Genomic DNA, 17,087 nt, shown 5'->3' on the forward strand with positions numbered 1-17,087 from the left:
TCCAGCGCCGCCATCTCGCCCACCAGGTCGCCCGCGACCCTGATCGCGAGCAGCGCCGTGTCGCCCGTCTCGTCCGTGGTCTGCACCTTGACCACACCGTCCAGCAGGAGCAATGCGTGGGTGTCCTTCGCATCCTGCTCGATGACCTCGCGGTCCGGCCCGTACCGCACGACCGTGCCGATGTTCAGCAGCTCCCCCCGGGTCGATGCCCGCAGCCGGCCGAGCAGGCTGTGCCCAGGCCATCCCGAGTCCGCCCCGGCCACCGCGGCTACCACGGCCGCCTGCGTCGGCCCGGACGAACGCGGGTACACGAATCCGCTCCGGCTCGGAGTCGGCATCACCCCAGGCGTGAACGAACTCCGTGGCGGCAACGCCACCACCGGAGCCTGCCGGCTCACCCGGCTCATGATGTCCTCGACCACCTCACGAGGGGCGCGGCCACGAAGGTCACGCGCATCATCGGTGCCGAACGAGGAGTCCTCGATGAGGTGCTCGACGGCTGCCGATTGACCGACCACCCTTTCAGGCATTGCCACCCCCACCCCTCACCGGTCGACCAGTATTGCGTCGATGCCTTTCCAGTGCTCCTTTGATCACACCACGGGTGGTGTTCAACAGTTCCGCTATCTCGCCGAGAGCATAACCGGCTTCCGACAGGATCAGCGCCGACCGGGCGTACTCACTCGGGATATCGGCGAGGCCGCGCTTGATCTCTAGTTTGGTGACCACCACGTCACCGGGATCGGGTGCCGGCGACGCGATGTCCACCAGCTCGTCGACACTCGATAATCGGAAGTCTTCGGCTGCTCGACGGGCCCGCTCCTTGCTCCACTTGCGGTAGACGTTGGGAAACGCGAAGACGCAGGCGGTCGTGAAGTAGGTCTTGAGGCTCGCCCCGCCTGCCGGGTCCCACGCACCGTCCAGCAGCGCTTTCCGCCGGAAGTCGCCGATCGCCTTGACCACCGTGTCGCCGGCGAGGCTGACCAGGTCGTCGTGCTCCCAATAGGGTGGCGGCACACCGACCGGGCAGCCCTTCTCCTTGCACAAGGTGAAGATCAACCCCGATCGCAGCCACCCCATCATCGAGGCGAAGCCGTACTCGCTGAGCACCCGGGCGAACCGCTGCCATTCAGGTCCTTCGCAGTTCTCCGCGACGAGCGTGTCACGGATCTTGGCGTCTGCTTGGTGTCGATCATCGCTGCCAACCAATCGCGGCCCCCTCGGACGCGGCTCATCCGAACGACAGGTTCTATGTCGGCGCAGACGGCCGGCGGCACGAGTCGGCTCCGATCGCGTCGCGCGTCACCCCGGCGTGCCGGGTTCCGCGTCGTGCCACGTAGAAGCACCACGAGTCACCAAGCCGCCGACTACTCCGGAGCAGCAAGTGAGCCAGATTTCGCGGCCACCGCTACTGAGCACCCGCACCGCACTGGTCCTGCTGTTGGGCCTCGTGTGCGTGCTGGAGCGGGAACCCTGACCTACCTCGCGGGGAAGAACGTCGCCGCCGCGATCCTCGCCGGACTCGCCTCGAGCGGGGTCTCGGTAGCGTTCTTCCACGCGCACGTGGGCTACGACCCGCCCAGCGATGAAGGCTCGCGCGAGGGCACCTGACCCCGTTGCGCGTGACTGCGGCCGCACGGCGAAGGGCGACGAACCATGACGGCTCGTCGCCCTTCGCCGTGCGATCGGGGGACCTACGACTTGGTGGTCAGCGACCGGTCCAGGTCGGGTTCCAGGTAGATCAGGCGGGCGGCGGGGACCTTGTTCCGGACGCGTTGTTCGGCGGCGTCGATGGCTTCGGCCACCTCGTTGATCGACAGGCCGGAGTTCAGCGCGATCTTCGCCGCCACCAGCAGCTCGTCCGGCCCGATGTACTGGGTCTTGATGTGGATGACGCGCTGCACCTTGCCCGCCGCCAGCTCGTCCACGATCACGTCCAGCTCCGCCGGCGCCGCGCCCTCGCCGATCAGCAGCGACTTCATCTCCACGATCAGGATGATCGCGATGACGCCCAGCAGCACACCGATGCAGATGGTGCCGATGGCGTCCCACACCGGGTCACCGGTCAGCGTCGACAGCCCGACGCCCATCAGCGCCAGGACCAGGCCGAACAGCGCACCCGCGTCCTCCAGCAGCACGACCGGCAGCTCCGGCACCTTCGACTGCCGGATGAACTGCCACCACGTGGCGTCGCCCTTGATCTTCTGCGACTCGACGATCGCGGTGCGGAAGCTGTAGATCTCCAGGCCGATCGCGACGACCAGGATGATCACCGCGACTATCGGGCTGCTCAGCTCCTCGTGCGACTCCAGCTTGTGGATGCCCTCGTACAGGGCGAACACCGAGCCGAGGCTGAACAGCATCAACGCCACGATGAACGAGTAGAAGTACCGGTCCCGGCCGAACCCGAACGGGTGGTTCACGGTGGCCGCGCGCCGGGCCGTCTTCTGCCCCAGGAGCAACAAGCCCTGGTTGGACGTGTCCGCCACCGAGTGCACCGACTCGGCCAGCATCGACGACGACCCGGTGATCAGGAAGCCGATGAACTTGGCCACGGCAATCCCGGCGTTGGCCACCAGCGCGGCGATGATCGCCTTGGTCCCGCCCCCTGCTGACACGGTTGCTCCCTCTACGCCCAGGTCCGATTTGTCGGTGTGACCCTACTCAACACCGGGCGTGGCCCGGAAAAGCTGGGTGTCGACGTCCCCTGTGACCAGCACCTCAGGGTCACGCGCGGGCAGCCACACGGACTGGCCCCGTGCCAGCTCCACGGTCTCGTCACCGCACGTCAACCGCGCCCGGCCGCGCGCGCAGAGCAGGATCTGGGGCCCGCTGTGGTCCACCCGGACGTGCACCGAGGGCCCGACCTCGATCCGCGACAGCTCGAACTCCGGGCACGGCGTCCGGTACGACCACAGCCCCGGCGACGTCTCCACCCCCGTCTGCACGGGCATGTCGCCGCACGCGAAGTCCAGCACCCGCATCAGCTCGGGCACGTCCACGTGCTTGGGCGTCAACCCGCAGCGCAGCACGTTGTCGGAGTTGGCCAGGATCTCCACGCCGGTGCCGTGCAGGTACGCGTGCAGGTTGCCGGCGGGCAGGTAGATCGCCTCACCGGGCTGCAGCACGATCCGGTTGAGCAGCAGCGCGGCCAGCACGCCCGCGTCACCGGGGTACGCCTCGCCCAGCTCCAGGACCGTGCGGCACTCCAGGTCGAACTCGCCGTGCTCCTTCACGTGCAGCACGCACGCGTCCAGCACCTGCGGCAGGAGCATGTCCAGCGCGGTCTGCGGCAGCGTGATGAGGGTGGTGAACAGGGCGCGCAGGCCGTCGCCGTCCGGCTGGGCGGCCAGCAGCTCGGCGTACGGCGCGAAGTCCGGCGCGTCCAACGACCGCAGCAGCGCCACCGTGCGCGCCGGCTCGCGGAACCCCGCCAGCGCGTGGAACTCGGTCAACGCGCAGATCAGCTCGGGCTTCGCGGACGGGTCCTTGTAGTTGCGGATCGGCGAGTCCATCGGCACGCCCGCCGCGTCCTCGGCGGCGAATCCGTTCGCGGCCTGCTCGGCGGACGGGTGCGCCTGCAGGCTCAGCGGCTCGTCCGCGGCCAGCACCTTGAGCAGGAACGGCAGCCTGCTGCCCCACCGGTCGGCGTGGCGGGTGCCGAGCTGGCCGTCCGGGTCGTCGGTGAGCAGGTCGAGCAGCGACCGCGCCGCACCGTCCGGTCCCACCACCCGTGACGGGTCGCCGGGGTGGGCGCCCATCCACAGCTCCGCCTCCGGGTGCGGCGTCGGCACCTCCTTCCCGAGCAGCTCGGCGATGGCGGTGCGCGATCCCCACGCGTACGCGCGCACCGCGTTGTGCAGCAGGTCCACAGTCATCCCCTCACACGGCCGGCGCGTACAGCCCGGGTCCGCCCAGCGTGCCCGCCGCCAGACCCAGGTACAGCGCGGCCAGCTCGAACCGCAGGGCGAGCAGCGCGGCGCACACCGCCTCGCCGCCGCTCACCTCCTCGGCCGGTTCGAGCACGTCGGCTCCGGACAAGGTCTCCATCGCGACCCGCCGGGCGAAGTCGGCCTGCGGGCCCCTGCGCACGGCCACCAGCATCGCGCGGACCAGGCCGTCGTGCTCGTCGTCCGGGTCGGCGAACAGGTCGGCACCGGACGTGCCGCGCACGGCCCGGCGGTGCAGCACCGACCGGGTCAGGGCCTGAGGATAGCCGGCCACGTCGCTCACCACGCCCGCGTAAGTCGCCAGGACCTCCGCGCCGTGGGCGGCGACGGCCGTGGCCAGGTCGTCCAGGCCCCACAGCAGCGGGGTCCGCTCGGCGATGCGCAACGCGAGCGTCTTGGCCGGGTTGACGAACGACTCGTGCATCGGGTGGCACCGCTCGGCCTCGCGGTCCAGCTCGTCCGCGACGGCCTGCACGTCCACGTCGAGCAGCCCCAACGACTTCAGCGCCACCAGCCACGCGGCGAACCCGCGGGCGAAGCCGAAGCCCTGCGGCACCGGCACCCGCGGCGGGATGAGCAGCGCGTGCTGCGCGGCGGACGCGGCCACCGGGCCGTCCGGCTCGGCGGTCAGCAGCACCCGCGCGCCACGCCGGGCCACCCGGTCGATCGACTCGGCCATCCGCACGTCACCGGGGTCCTCGGAGTGCGCGAGGACGACGTCCAGCGCACCGACCCACGTCGGCACGTCGTCGGCGACCACGACCGGCACGGGGCAGCGCGTCCCGAGCAGCGCCGTCACCACGCCGGCGATCGCGCCACCCACACCCGGCCGCGTGACCAGCACCAACGCCCGAGGGCGCTCGGAGAACACCCGGTCGACGCCGAGGTCGTCGGCCGCCTCGGCGGTCGCCCGGACCTGCGCGCCCGCGCGTGCGGCGGCGCGCAGCAGACCCTCCCGGTCGGCGTCGGTGAGCCGGGACTGGTCGTCGAGGAGGCTGTCGTCAAGCACCCGAGCTCACCCGGCCGTCGGCTCGACAGCCTCGTCCAGCAGCAGCACCGGGATGCCGTCCCGCACCGGGAACGACCGGCCGCACGAGGTGCAGGTCAGGTAGTCCGCGAGCGGGTCGGACGCGGTGCCGACCTTCAGCGGCGCGTGTTCCGGGCACGGACAGGCCAGGATCTCCAGCAACTGCGCGTCCAGTTGGACAGCCACGGCGCTCATCCCCTCACGATCGCCAGGACCTCGTCGCGCAGCGCCGCGACGGAGGCCGCGTCGGCGGCTTCGACGTTGAGCCGGAGCAGCGGCTCGGTGTTGGACGCACGGAGGTTGAACCAGGAGCCGTCCGGCAGGTTCACCGTGAGGCCGTCCAGCTCGTCCAGCTCGACGCCCTCGCGCGAGCCGAACTCGGCCTTGATGGCGGCCAGCCTGCCCTGCTGGTCGTCCACCGTGGAGTTGATCTCGCCGGACGCCGCGTAACGGGCGTAGTCGCTGGTCAGAGCGGACAGCGGGCCGTCCTGCTCGCCGAGCGCGGCCAGCACGTGCAACGCGGCCAGCATGCCCGTGTCGGCACGCCAGAAGTCGCGGAAGTAGTAGTGCGCGGAGTGCTCGCCGCCGAAGATGGCGCCGGTCTTGGCCATCTCCTCCTTGATGAACGAGTGGCCGACGCGGGTGCGCACCGGCACGCCGCCGTGCTCGCGGACGATCTCCGGCACCGCGTGCGAGGTGATCAGGTTGTGGATGATCGTGCCGCCGGGGTCCTTGGCCAGCTCGCGCACCGCGACCAGGGCCGTGATGGCGGACGGGGACACCGGCTCGCCGCGCTCGTCCACCACGAAGCAGCGGTCGGCGTCGCCGTCGAACGCGACACCCGCGTCCGCGCCCTCTTCCTGGACGCGTTTCTGCAGGTCGACGATGTTCTTCGGGTCCAGCGGGTTGGCCTCGTGGTTCGGGAAGTTGCCGTCGAGCTCGAAGTACATCGGCACGATGTCGATCGGCAGGCCCTCGAACACCTCGGGCACGGTGTGGCCGCCCATGCCGTTGCCCGCGTCGACCACGACCTTCAACGGCCGGCTGCCGCTCAGGTCGACCAGTTCCCGCAGGTAGGCGGCGTAGTCAGTGAGCATGTCCTGCTCGGTGACCTTGCCCTTGGCCACGCCCTCGGCGTCCGGCACGCCCTGCTCGGCGTCCTCGCGGATCTGCGCCAGGCCGCTGTCCTGGCCGACCGGCGCCGCGCCCGGGCGGCACAGCTTGATGCCGTTGTACTTGGCCGGGTTGTGGCTGGCGGTGAACATCGCGCCGGGCAGGTCGAGCTTGCCGGAGGCGAAGTACAGCATGTCGGTGCTGGCCAGGCCGATGCTGACCACGTCGACGCCCTGCGCGGTGACGCCCTCGGCGAACGCCGCGGCCAGGCCGGGCGACGAGTCGCGCATGTCGTGCCCGATCACCACGGCGGGTCCGCCGACCAGGCGGGCGAACGCCGCGCCGAAGTCGCGTACGACGTCGGCGTCGAGCTGCTCGCCGACGACACCGCGGATGTCGTAAGCCTTGACGATGCCGGACAGATCGCGCACGGCCACACTCCCAAGTTGGCTCTTGACACTGCCTTGGGAAGCCTACCGGCGCGCGGCGGGGCGTCGTGCCCGGTCGCTGGGTCTTCGTTCAGTCTTCGTTCGGATCGGGCAGAACGCGCAGGTGGCCGCGTCGGATCGTGCCCGCCGGCAGCTCCGGCAGCTCGACCTGCGGTGTGGCCCGGCCCGCCTCGCGGACCGCCTCGGCCAGCGCCGTCAGGTCGTCCACGGTGGGTTCGGGGGCGCGGAACTCGCCCTGGTGCCGCACGACCTCCCAGCCGCGCGGCGCGGTGAGGCGCAGGGCGTGCTCTTCGCAGAGGTCGTAGGAGTGCGGTTCGGAGTAGGTCGCGAGGGGCCCGACGACCGCCGTGGAGTCCGCATAGGCGTACGTGAGCGTGGCGACTGCCGGGTTCGCGCACCCGGTTCGCGAGCACCGTCTCACGCTCCGCACGGCGGGGACGATATCGCGTCCCGCGCGACGTGTGTTGGATTACCTCCGGCGCGGCGTTGGCGGTGGTGCCGCGCTCGGCCAACTTGCCTGGTCGCGGAGGTACGTGGACGGGGCCGTCCGGCGGACAACTACCCTCTACCCCGTGGTGATGGCTCGGGGTTCACGGCGGCAGGGCGCTCCGCGGCGACGCAACCGCGACCGGCACGGTCGGGGGCTGCGCGGACCCCTCTACCCGGCCACGTTGCCGGCGGCCCGCAGCCGGGCGGAGCGGTTCGACGCGCTGGTGCTGGAGGCGTTGGAGCCGATCGAGGCGCGGTGGCGCACCGAGCTCACGCAGCTGGACGTCGCGGTGGACGACGTGCCGGACATCCAGTCGGGTGATGACGGCGACGTGGTGGAGGACGGCAACGTGCCCCTGGCGCGGCTCGTGCCCGCCGGTGCCGACCGCCGTGCCCGGATCGTGCTGTACCGGCGGCCGTTGGAGGCGCGGGCCAAGGACGGCGCCGACCTGTCCGACCTGGTGCACGACGTGCTGGTCGAGCAGGTGGCCAACTACCTGGGCCTGGACCCGGACGTGATCGACGGCGACTGACCCGAGCGTTGAACTCGGGGTACCCGAACGTACGACTCTCGCGTTCCGAACGTAGGACTCTCGCGAGAGTCCTACGTTCGCGTCGCGAGAGTCCTGCGTTCGGAACGGGTGAGTTGAACGTTCAGGGGCGGCGGCGGGAGGGGATGGCGGTCAGGGCGGTGAAGAGGGCGGCGGCGGCCTGGAGCATCAGGAGCAGTTCGCGCAGGGTCGAGGAGGCCTCGACGCGCACCTCCGAGGCCGTGGTGGGCACCGTCACGCCGACCAGGTGACCCCACGCGCGCACGATCGTCGTCTCACGGCCGTCCACCCACGCACGCCAGCCCGGCTCCTCCTCCGCCGCCAGCACCAGCAGCCGACCCTCGGGCCCCTCGGACACCCGCACGCCGACCTCCGGCGGAGCGGCTTCGACGGGGGCGATGCCCGGCGCGCCCAGCTCGACCGGGGGGTTGCCGCCGGTCCGGGCCCGCCGCGCCAGCTCCGGTGACAGCAGCACGGCGTTGCCCGCCGCCAACTGCACCCGCAGCACCGGCCGCCCGTCCGACATCGCCGGCGTCACGGCCACCAGCTCGCCCACCGCCTCGCGCACCACCTGCGCCGTCTTCAGGTCCGGCGCCACCACGAACGCCACCCCCGACGCCGCCGCCTGCGCCAACGCCGTCCGCGCCGCCGACGCCGACCCGCCGGTCAGGTCGCGCGTCCACCGCTCCAACCTCGCGGTGGCCGTCGCGGCGGGCACCAGGTCGTCGTCACCGAACGCGGGCAGCCGCCCGGCCACCAGCCTCGTCGGCGTGCCCAGCACCAGCACCGAACGCCCGGTGGCCGGCAACTCCTGCGCCAACGTCGACGGCAGCCGCGCACCGTCCGCCGTCAACGCGCCCGAGCGCAGCCCGACGAACCCGGCGCACGCCAGCCCGACCACCGACAGCACCCCGACCACCGACACGACCCGGCGCACCGGCACCGTGCCGGCGTCCCGCCGGAACGCCGACAGCACCACCCACAGCAAGCCCCACCCGACCAGCACCAGCGGCCCACCGGTCCACCCGGGCGACGCGTCACCGCCGGGCAGCGGCGCCACCACCACGGTCCGCAGCACGATCACCGCGAACCCGCCGAGCACGACCACCGCCCAACCCGCCAGCATCGACCGCGACGGCCGCAGCACCGCCGCGACCAGCGCGAACCCGACCACCAGGAGCCCGACGAACGGCACCGAACCCGTCCCGCCCGGCCGCAGCGACAGCAGGTCCACCAGCTCCACCGCGGGCGTCACCACGAACGCGCCCACCCCGTGCAGCACCACGGCCGGGTTCTGCAACACCACCGCCGGCCACGGCAGCAGCAGCGCCATCGGCAGCAGCACGACCATGAACAGCGACGCCACCCGCCGCCGACCGTCACCGTGCCGCCCGGGCACCACCACGAACCCGACCAGCGCCGCCAACGCCACCAGCCCGTGCACCAACGGCGAGAACGCGCCCACCGCCGCCAGCGCCAGCGCCGTCCCCGACGCCACCGGCAGCCACGACGCGCCCGCCCCACCCCGCAGGACCGCGGCCACCCCGGCGAACACCACCGGCGCCAGGACGTGCACCACGACGACGTCCAGCCTGCCCTGGCTCACCGCCGACGTCGCCGCCGGCAGCAACGCGTACGCCGCCGCCACCAAGGCCCGCACCGGCCGCCGCACGGGCATCCGCCGTGACGCCGCGTACGCCAGCAGCCCGGCCAACGGCGCGTCGCCGATGAACAGCAACGCCACCAGGGTGGCGGGCGACCCGACCAGCACGCCGACCGTCCCGAGCACCGCCAACGCCGCGGGTGCGGGCGCGGTCGTGCCACCGGCCACCGGGTGCCACGCGGCCAGGTAGGCCGACCACGTGCTCGCCAGGTCACCGACCGGCAGCAGCCGACCGCCGCTCAGGTCCAGCCCGATCCGCGACGCGTTGGCCAGGATCCCGACCACCGCCAGCCCCACGACCAGCAGCAACGGCGGTCCGAGCACCAGCGACCACAGCACGCGCGCCCGGTCGACCTCCACGAACACCACACCGGGCGCACCGGGGGCGCGCGGCACGGGCGAAGGACGGGGACGCGGCGAGGGTCGCGGCCCGGGCGGCGCCTCCACCGGCACGGCCACGACCGGCCGGCGCAACCCACCGGTCGCCCGCACGGGACGCCGCCGGGACAGCACACCGGCCGGCAGCGCCGAAGGTCCGACCACCGGACGCTCCACTTCGGACGGAAGCGCCCACGCGCCCGGCCGCGCGTCGTCCTCGGGCAGCCGCCCCAACGCCAGGTCCGCCTCGACGCGCCGCCGGACCAACGCCGCCGACGCACCGCGGATCGCGTTGCGCAACCGGGTGATCCGGCTGGTGGACAAACCGCGCACGACCCCGTGCGCCGGTCGTTCGGCACGTCCCGCCAACAACCGCGCCCGCCCGCTCAGCAGGTACCGCAGGGCGCCGATCTCGGCCCGCGCGTCGGAAAACCGGCGCAGCAACAAAAAGCCAGAAGAACGCAAGAACGCGAGCACCGCGAACCGGGGCAGTCCCAGCACGAACGACAACGTCCCGCAGTTGAGCAGGAACGTGCGCAACCCGTGCGCCCGGTCCACACCGCGCAGGGCCGGCCCGGGAGGCGCCGCCGCCGCGTCCAACCTCCGCACGCCACGCCCCGCCGCACGCGCGTGGCGCAGCCGTGCCACCGGGACCGACAGCACCAGGTGCCCGGCGAGGTTGGCCCGCCAGCCGAAGTCGATGTCGTCGCGCAGCAGCGGCAGGGCGCGGTCGTAGCCGCCGAGTTCCTCCCACGCCGTGCGGCGGATCAGCGACCCGGCGGACGGCACCGCCAACGCCTCGGTGCTCTGCCGGAACGACCCGGCCAGCTCGACCCGGCCCATGCCGGTCTGCCGGTGGCCGGACGCGTCGGTCGACAGCGCCGCCTCCACCACGAGCCGCGGGTCGGTCCAGTCCAGGCTCAACGGCCCGAGCACGGCCGCGGACGGCGACACCTCCGCCGCGGTCAGCAACGCGGACAGGCAGTCCGGTTCGGGCGCGCAGTCGTCGTGCAGCAGCCACAGCCACGCGCCCGGATCGCCCCACCGCTGCACGGCGTGCTCGACGGCGGCGTGGACGGCCGCGCCGAAACCGGTGCCGCGGGGCAGCGTCAGCACACCGTCGATCACCCGATCGGGACCTTCGGAGGCGTCGGCGAGCACCTTCGCGGTGCCGTCCACGGAACCCGTGTCGACGGCGATCACGTGCCGCGGCCGCGGCTGCTGGCGGCGCAACGCGGACAGCGCCGTGCCCAGCCACCGGTCGCCGTCGTGGCACACCAGTACCGCCAGCACGGGCGCGGTGCGCAGCCGCGGAGTGGCCCCGCTCGTCAAGTGCCGCTCCTAGTTGCTCCGACTACGCCGTGGGACGACCACGGTAAGCCAGAGCACGGGCCGCGAGCGATCACCCGTGCGCATCCATCACACGGCGCGCTTTTTGAGCTTCCTCCGCTCACGCTCGGACAGCCCGCCCCAAATGCCGAAGCGCTCGTCGTGCTGCAGGGCGTACTCCAGGCATTCGGAGCGCACCTCACAACCGAGGCAGATCCGCTTGGCCTCCCTGGTCGAGCCGCCCTTCTCCGGGAAGAACGCCTCCGGGTCGGTCTGCGCGCACAGGGCGCGCTCCTGCCAGTCCTGCTCATCGGCCGCGTCGAACAGGTCGAGTACGACCGGCTCCGGTGCCGGGACGTCCCCGTCCACGATGCGACCCCCGTCGAATTCCTGCATAGTCCGCCTCCTCGCCTTCCGCTCTCCCCGGTTGGCGGACACCACTCGCCGTCCCCACAACGACGAATGACACCGATGTGATTACACCTGTGTCACAACACGCGGTCAAGCGGAGTCCACAGGACGGGGGATATTCCCGCGGATGGTGCGAAAAGCCTTGACTAGCAGCACAGACGGTGATTGAGGAGGTGCTCGCAGCGATAATGGCTGCGCGGATGGCCTATCGGACGCCTGTGAAGCACCGGCGCGGGGACGTCACACTGGTGGGGTGAAGCGATCAGCGGTGCGTCCGAGTCCACTGTTCCTCAGCCTGCTCGCGGTGACGGTGGCAGGCGCCGTGCTGACCCTGTTCGACGACTCCACCGCCGCGCTGACCGCCGGCACGGTGCTGTTCGTGCTCGGCGGCTGGGCGGTTTCGCTGTGCCTGCACGAGTTCGGTCACGCGATCGTGGCCTACCGCGGCGGCGACTACGCCGTGCAGGCCAAGGGGTACCTGACCCTCGACATCCGGCGCTACACCGACCCGGTGTTCAGCATCGTGCTGCCGTTGGTGCTGCTGGCGTTCGGCGGCATCCCGCTGCCCGGCGGCGCGGTGTGGATCAACCACCACGCCTTGCGCGACAAGCGGGTCGAGTCGATGGTGTCGTTGGCCGGACCGCTGAGCAACCTGGTGCTGGGCATCCTGCTGTCGCTGTCGGTGATCCTTTTCACGCCGCCGGCGGGTTTGGCCGCCGCTCTGTCCTACCTGGCGGCCGTGCAGATCCTCGCGTTCGTGCTCAACATCCTCCCGATCCCGGGCCTGGACGGGTGGGGCGCGATCGAGCCGTACATGTCGTACTCGGCGCGGCAGTTCGGCGCGAAGGCGCGGATGTGGGCGCCGTTCGTGCTCTTCGCGGTGCTGATCGGGTTCCCGACCATCGGCCGGCTGTTCTTCGAGGCCGGGTACGGCGTGTTCGAGTTGATCGGCGGCGACCGGTGGCTGGCGGCGGACGGGCAGGGCACCTTCCTGTTCTGGCGCTGAGCGCCGGTGGGAGGATGGCGACTCGTGAAGGTCGTCGTACTGGTTGGCGGGGTTGGCGGGGCGCGGTTCCTGGTCGGGCTGAAGAGCCTGCTGACCGGTCCGGAGCACGAGATCACCGCCGTGGTGAACACGGGTGACGACGTGTGGATGCACGGGTTGCGGATCTGCCCCGACCTGGACACCTGCATGTACACCCTCGGTGACGGGATCGACTCCGAGCGCGGGTGGGGGCGCGCGGGCGAGACGTGGTCGGTCAAGGAGGAGCTGACCGCCTACGGCGCCGACCCGACGTGGTTCGGGCTGGGCGACCGGGACATCGCCACGCACCTGGTGCGGACCCGGATGCTGCGCGCGGGCTACCCGCTGTCGGCCGTGACGGAGGCGTTGTGCCACCGGTGGGAGCCGGGCGTGCGGCTGCTGCCCATGTCGGACGACCGGGTGGAGACGCACGTCGTCGTGACGACCGAGGAGGGCGAGAAGGCCATCCACTTCCAGGAGTGGTGGGTCAAGCACCGGGCCGGGCTGCCCGCGCGGTCGTTCGCGTCGGTCGGGGTGGAGACGGCGACGCCCGCTCCCGGCGTGCTCGACGCGGTGCGCGACGCGGACGCGGTGCTGATCGCGCCGTCGAACCCGGTGGTGAGCGTGAACACGATCCTGGGCGTGCCGGGGGTGCGTGACGCGTTGCGCAAGACCGAGGCGGGCGTGGTGGGGCTGTCGCCGATCATCGGCGGCAAGCCGCTGCGCGGGATGGCGGACGCGTGCCTGTCGGCGATCGGCGTGGAGACCTCCGCCGAGGCGGTCGGCCGGTACTACGGGTCGCGCAAGACCACCGACAAGGGCGTGCTGGACGGCTGGCTCGTGCACACCGGTGACCGCTCGGACGTGCCCGGGGTCGCGGTGCGCGCGGTGCCGCTGTTGATGTCCGATGTGGACGCCACGGCCGCGATGGCGCGGGCGGCGCTGGAACTGGCCGGTGTCGACGTTGGCTGACCACGCGGCCGGATCGCCGATCACCGTGCTGCCGGTGACCGGGCTGCCGGAGTTCCGGCCCGGTGACGACCTGGCGGCCGCCATCGCCGCGGCCGCGCCTTGGCTGGCCGATGGCGACATCGTGGTCGTGACGTCCAAGGCGTTGTCCAAAGTGGAAGGTCGGCTGGTGCCGGTGCCCGCCGACCCCGAGGCGCGCGACGCCGTGCGGCGGCAGTGGGTCGAGGCCGAGTCGGTGCGCGTGCTGGCGCGGCGCGGGCGGACGTTGATCACCGAGAACAAGCTGGGCATCGTGCAGGCGGCGTCCGGTGTGGACGCGTCGAACGTCAACGGCGACGAGATCGCGTTGCTGCCGGTGGACCCGGACGGATCGGCGGCGGCGATGCGGGCGGCGTTGGCGGCGGCGTTGGGCGTGTCGGTGGCGGTCGTGGTGACCGACACGATGGGCCGGGCGTGGCGGGTGGGCCAGACCGACGCCGCGATCGGGTCGTCCGGGCTGGCCGTGCTGCACCGGTACGCGGGCTCGGTGGACCGCTACGGCAACCCGTTGGTGGTGACCGAGGTGGCGGTGGCCGACGAGATCGCGGCGGCGGCCGACCTGGTGAAGGGCAAGCTGGGCGCGGTGCCGGTGGCGGTGGTGCGCGGGTTGCCGTTCGCGGACGACGGTTCCACGGCCCGTGACCTGGCCCGGCCGGTGGCCGAGGACCTGTTCCGGCTCGGGACGGCGGAAGCGGTCGCGCAGGGGCGGGCCGAGGCGGTGTTGCTGCGCCGTTCGGTGCGGGCTTTCTCGTCGGCGCCGGTGTCCGTGGACGCCGTGCGGCGGGCCGTGGCGGCGGCGTTGACCGCGCCCGCGCCGCACCACACGCGGCCGGTGCGGTTCGTGCGGCTGTCCGGGCGGCGGGACGTGCTGCTGGACGCGATGGCCGACCGGTGGCGGGCGGACCTGCGCGGTGACGGGTTGGCGGAGGAGCAGGTCGCGGCCCGGGTCGGCCGGGGTGACTTCCTGCGGAACGCGCCGGAGATCGTCGTGCCGTTCCTGGTGCGTGACGGTGCGCACGCGTACCCGGACCCGCGCCGGGCGGAGGCCGAGCGGACGATGTTCACGATCTCGGGCGGTGCGGCGGTGCAGGGGCTGCTGGTGGCGTTGGCCGCCGAGGGCCTCGGGTCGTGCTGGGTGTCGTCCACGATCTTCTGCGCGGACGTGGTGCGTGACGTGCTGGGGCTGCCGGCCGCCTGGGAACCGTTGGGCGCGGTGGCGATCGGGCACCCGGAGGCGGAGCTGACGCCGCGGCCGTTGCCCGAGGCGGACGAGAGGTTCCTGGAGCTGTGAGCCACTCGGCGTTGCACGCGGACGCGGTGGCGACGTTGGGCGCCTGGCGTCCGGCGGACCCGGCGCAGGAGTCGCTGCGGCAGGCTTACCTGGGGTTCCTGGCGGCCCGGGAGGACGCGTGCCTGCGGTCGTGCGAGCCGGGGCACCTCACCGCGTCGGCGCTGGTCGTGGACGCTTCCGGGGAGCGCACGCTGCTGACGCTGCACCCGCGGGTGGGCCGTTGGCTGCAGTTGGGCGGGCACTGCGAGGCGTCCGACACGACGCTGGCCGGTGCGGCGCTGCGTGAGGCGACGGAGGAGTCGGGAATCGGCGACCTGCGCATCTCCCCCGTCCCGGTCCACCTGGACGTCCACCCGATCACGTGCTCACTGGGCAAGCCGACCCGTCACTTCGACGTCCGCTTCCTGGTCCGCGCCCCGCTCGACGCCGAACCGTCCCGCAGCTCGGAGTCCCTCGACCTGGCCTGGTGGCCCCTGTCCGCCCTACCACCCGACGTCGACGACCTGCACCCCCTGATCGCCGCCACCACCCCCCACCTCTAACCCCCGCGCGAGAGTCGTACCTCCAGCGCGCGTGAGTCCAACGCTCAGCGGCCGAGAGTCCAACGTTCACGACACCTGAATTCAACGCTCAGCCACGTGCCGCTCGTCGTGAGCGTTGAACTCGGGGTGCGCGAACGTTGGACTCTCGCGCGCTGAACGTTGGACTCACGCGCCGCGAAGGTACGACTCTCGGGCGCTGAGCGTTGGACTCTCGCGGTGTCAGGAGTCGCCGTTGAGGCGTTGGGAGAGGCCCGGGGGGTGTTGGGGTTGGCCGCCGGAGAGGCGTTGGGACAGGGTCGGGCGGGAGCTCGGGACCTGTTGGACGGTCGGGACCGGGCCCGGGGCCACGCGCTGTTCCGGTTCGAGGGCGGGCGCGGCGGGTGGTGGGGGCGGGGGTGGCGGCGCGGGTTGACCTGCGGCTACGTGCGCGGCCAGCACCATGGTCGAGTCCGGGTCGCCGCCACGCGGGTCGACCGCGTTGACCATGGCGCGCGGGATCTGCTGGGTCGCCGACGAGTCCATGGGCGACGTCATGTTGTCCGGCGTCACGACGTGGATGCCACGTGCACGAGCACGGGCCAGCGCCGCGTCGGCCCGAGCGCGGGGGTCCATCCGGATCTCTCCTGCGTGTGCCTTGGGCCGGCTGGTTAACGCCGGCGTGCCGATCGGTGACGCTCGTCGACACGGACCACCGCCCGTGCCGCCGGAGTGCTCATGCCAGAGTATTCGCAAACTACGGGTGGAAGTAAGCGGAGGAGGAAAAACGGCATGTCGGAGCTGCAAGGCGCCGAGGCGGTGGTTCTGGTCGGGGGCAAGGGAACCCGACTTCGACCACTGACCCTGTCCGCGCCCAAGCCCATGCTGCCGACCGCCGGGGTGCCGTTCCTCACCCACTTGCTGTCGCGGATCCGGGAAGCCGGCATGACCCACGTCGTGCTGGGCACGTCCTACAAGGCCGAGGTCTTCCAGGAGCACTTCGGTGACGGCACGGCGCTCGGCCTGGAGCTGGAGTACGTGGTCGAGGACGTGCCGCTGGACACGGCGGGCGCGATCCGCAACGTCGCCCACAAGCTGCGCGAACGCGACGTGGTGGTGTTCAACGGCGACATCCTGTCGGGGGTCGACCTGCGTGCCGTGGTCGACACGCACCGCAAGGCCGAGGCCGACGTGACGCTGCACCTGGTCCAGGTGGACGACCCGCGCCGGTTCGGCTGCGTCCCGACCGACGAGAACGGCCGCGTCACGGCGTTCCTGGAGAAGACGGAGAACCCTCCGACGAACCAGATCAACGCGGGCTGCTATGTGTTCCGGCGCGAGGTGATCGAGGGCATTCCCGCAGGTCGGCCGGTGTCGGTGGAACGGGAGACGTTCCCGGGGCTGCTGGCGGCGGGTGCCCGCGTGCAGGGTTACGTCGACGCGTCGTACTGGCTGGACCTGGGCACGCCCGCCGCGTTCGTGCAGGGTTCGGCGGACCTGGTGCGCGGGATCGCGCCGACGGCCGCGCTGGCGCTGCGAGGTGAGGCGGTGATCCTCGACGGCGCGTCGGTGGACGAGAACGCCGTGGTCAAGGGCGGCGCGACGGTCGGCGCGAACTGCACGGTCGCGGCCGGCGCGGTGGTGGACGGCTCGGTGCTGTTCGACGGCGCGGTGGTCGGCGAGGGCGCCCGGGTCGAGCGCAGCGTGCTCGGGGCGAACTCGCTGGTGCAGGCCGGTGCGGTCGTGTCGGACGCGGTGATCGGTGACAACGCGGTCGTCGGCGCGCGGTGCGAGCTGATCAACGGCGCCAGGGTGTGGCCGGGGGTCGTGCTGCCGGAGGGCGGTGTGCGGTTCTCCGCCGATGTGTAGAGGTCTGATGGTCAGTG

General features: G+C 72.2%; 17 protein-coding genes. 6 read left to right on the forward strand and 11 right to left on the reverse strand.

Features of this window, described 5'->3' with window-relative positions:
• The 8 genes from B0I31_RS18135 to B0I31_RS18175 all read right to left on the reverse strand — a co-directional run.
• Positions 1-311 (reverse strand): cyclic nucleotide-binding domain-containing protein (locus B0I31_RS18135; RefSeq protein WP_245950060.1); only part of this gene is annotated, 311 nt, incomplete at its 3' end.
• 211 nt (positions 312-522) lie between these two features.
• Positions 523-1,209 (reverse strand): RNA polymerase sigma factor, encoded by a 687-nt coding sequence (locus B0I31_RS18140; protein ID WP_146173881.1) that lies wholly within the window; start codon positions 1,207-1,209, stop codon positions 523-525.
• Between the two features lie 485 nt (positions 1,210-1,694).
• Positions 1,695-2,618: a cation diffusion facilitator family transporter gene (locus tag B0I31_RS18150; RefSeq protein WP_106616596.1), complete on the reverse strand. Its 924-nt coding sequence runs from the start codon at positions 2,616-2,618 to the stop codon at positions 1,695-1,697.
• A 42-nt stretch (positions 2,619-2,660) separates the two neighbouring features.
• A complete protein-coding gene (gene manA / locus B0I31_RS18155; protein ID WP_106616597.1) occupies positions 2,661-3,872 on the reverse strand; it encodes a mannose-6-phosphate isomerase, class I in 1,212 nt (403 codons plus the stop codon).
• A gap of 10 nt (positions 3,873-3,882) precedes the next feature.
• Positions 3,883-4,959, reverse strand: coding sequence for an SIS domain-containing protein (locus tag B0I31_RS18160; protein ID WP_106616598.1), 1,077 nt, complete (start codon positions 4,957-4,959; stop codon positions 3,883-3,885).
• Positions 4,960-4,965: 6 nt separating this feature from the next.
• A complete protein-coding gene (locus B0I31_RS18165) occupies positions 4,966-5,163 on the reverse strand; it encodes a Trm112 family protein (protein WP_073886315.1) in 198 nt (65 codons plus the stop codon).
• Between the two features lie 5 nt (positions 5,164-5,168).
• Positions 5,169-6,521, reverse strand: a complete 1,353-nt coding sequence (locus B0I31_RS18170; RefSeq protein WP_106617022.1) for a phosphomannomutase/phosphoglucomutase — start codon at positions 6,519-6,521, stop codon at positions 5,169-5,171.
• An 88-nt stretch (positions 6,522-6,609) separates the two neighbouring features.
• Positions 6,610-6,969 carry a DUF3499 domain-containing protein gene (locus tag B0I31_RS18175; protein ID WP_073885657.1) on the reverse strand — a complete coding sequence of 120 codons (360 nt, stop codon included), beginning with the start codon at positions 6,967-6,969 and terminating at the stop codon, positions 6,610-6,612.
• A 148-nt stretch (positions 6,970-7,117) separates the two neighbouring features.
• On the opposite strand from B0I31_RS18175, the gene B0I31_RS18180 reads away from it, so the two are divergent.
• Complete coding sequence (locus tag B0I31_RS18180) at positions 7,118-7,561, forward strand: metallopeptidase family protein (protein WP_053723291.1); 444 nt, start codon at positions 7,118-7,120, stop codon at positions 7,559-7,561.
• 121 nt (positions 7,562-7,682) lie between these two features.
• Here B0I31_RS18180 and B0I31_RS18185 read toward each other — a convergent pair whose 3' ends face one another.
• Positions 7,683-10,952 (reverse strand): glycosyltransferase family 2 protein, encoded by a 3,270-nt coding sequence (locus B0I31_RS18185; RefSeq protein WP_106616599.1) that lies wholly within the window; start codon positions 10,950-10,952, stop codon positions 7,683-7,685.
• Between the two features lie 87 nt (positions 10,953-11,039).
• Positions 11,040-11,345, reverse strand: a complete 306-nt coding sequence (locus B0I31_RS18190) for a WhiB family transcriptional regulator (protein WP_053723270.1) — start codon at positions 11,343-11,345, stop codon at positions 11,040-11,042.
• Positions 11,346-11,613: 268 nt separating this feature from the next.
• Here B0I31_RS18190 and B0I31_RS18195 point away from each other — a divergent pair, with 268 nt between their 5' ends.
• The 4 genes from B0I31_RS18195 to B0I31_RS18210 are packed head-to-tail and all read left to right on the forward strand — an operon-like array spanning position 11,614 to position 15,225.
• Complete coding sequence (locus tag B0I31_RS18195) at positions 11,614-12,366, forward strand: site-2 protease family protein (RefSeq protein WP_106616600.1); 753 nt, start codon at positions 11,614-11,616, stop codon at positions 12,364-12,366.
• 24 nt (positions 12,367-12,390) lie between these two features.
• A complete protein-coding gene (gene cofD, locus B0I31_RS18200) occupies positions 12,391-13,356 on the forward strand; it encodes a 2-phospho-L-lactate transferase (protein ID WP_106616601.1) in 966 nt (321 codons plus the stop codon).
• The gene (locus B0I31_RS18205; RefSeq protein ID WP_245950141.1) at positions 13,349-14,683 is read left to right on the forward strand and encodes a coenzyme F420-0:L-glutamate ligase; all 1,335 of its coding nucleotides are present in this window, start codon (positions 13,349-13,351) and stop codon (positions 14,681-14,683) included. The genes cofD and B0I31_RS18205 overlap by 8 nt, the downstream gene beginning before the upstream one ends.
• Positions 14,680-15,225: an NUDIX hydrolase gene (locus tag B0I31_RS18210; RefSeq protein ID WP_106616603.1), complete on the forward strand. Its 546-nt coding sequence runs from the start codon at positions 14,680-14,682 to the stop codon at positions 15,223-15,225. The genes B0I31_RS18205 and B0I31_RS18210 overlap by 4 nt, the downstream gene beginning before the upstream one ends.
• Before the next feature lie 219 nt (positions 15,226-15,444).
• Here the strand turns inward: B0I31_RS18210 and B0I31_RS18215 are convergent, their stop codons facing one another.
• Complete coding sequence (locus B0I31_RS18215; RefSeq protein ID WP_106616604.1) at positions 15,445-15,837, reverse strand: hypothetical protein; 393 nt, start codon at positions 15,835-15,837, stop codon at positions 15,445-15,447.
• A 156-nt stretch (positions 15,838-15,993) separates the two neighbouring features.
• Here B0I31_RS18215 and manB point away from each other — a divergent pair, with 156 nt between their 5' ends.
• Positions 15,994-17,070, forward strand: a complete 1,077-nt coding sequence (gene manB / locus B0I31_RS18220) for a mannose-1-phosphate guanylyltransferase (protein WP_106616605.1) — start codon at positions 15,994-15,996, stop codon at positions 17,068-17,070.
• Positions 17,071-17,087 lie beyond the last annotated feature (17 nt).

It is taken from the genome of Saccharothrix carnea, assembly GCF_003014735.1.
GTDB lineage: Bacteria > Actinomycetota > Actinomycetes > Mycobacteriales > Pseudonocardiaceae > Actinosynnema > Actinosynnema carneum.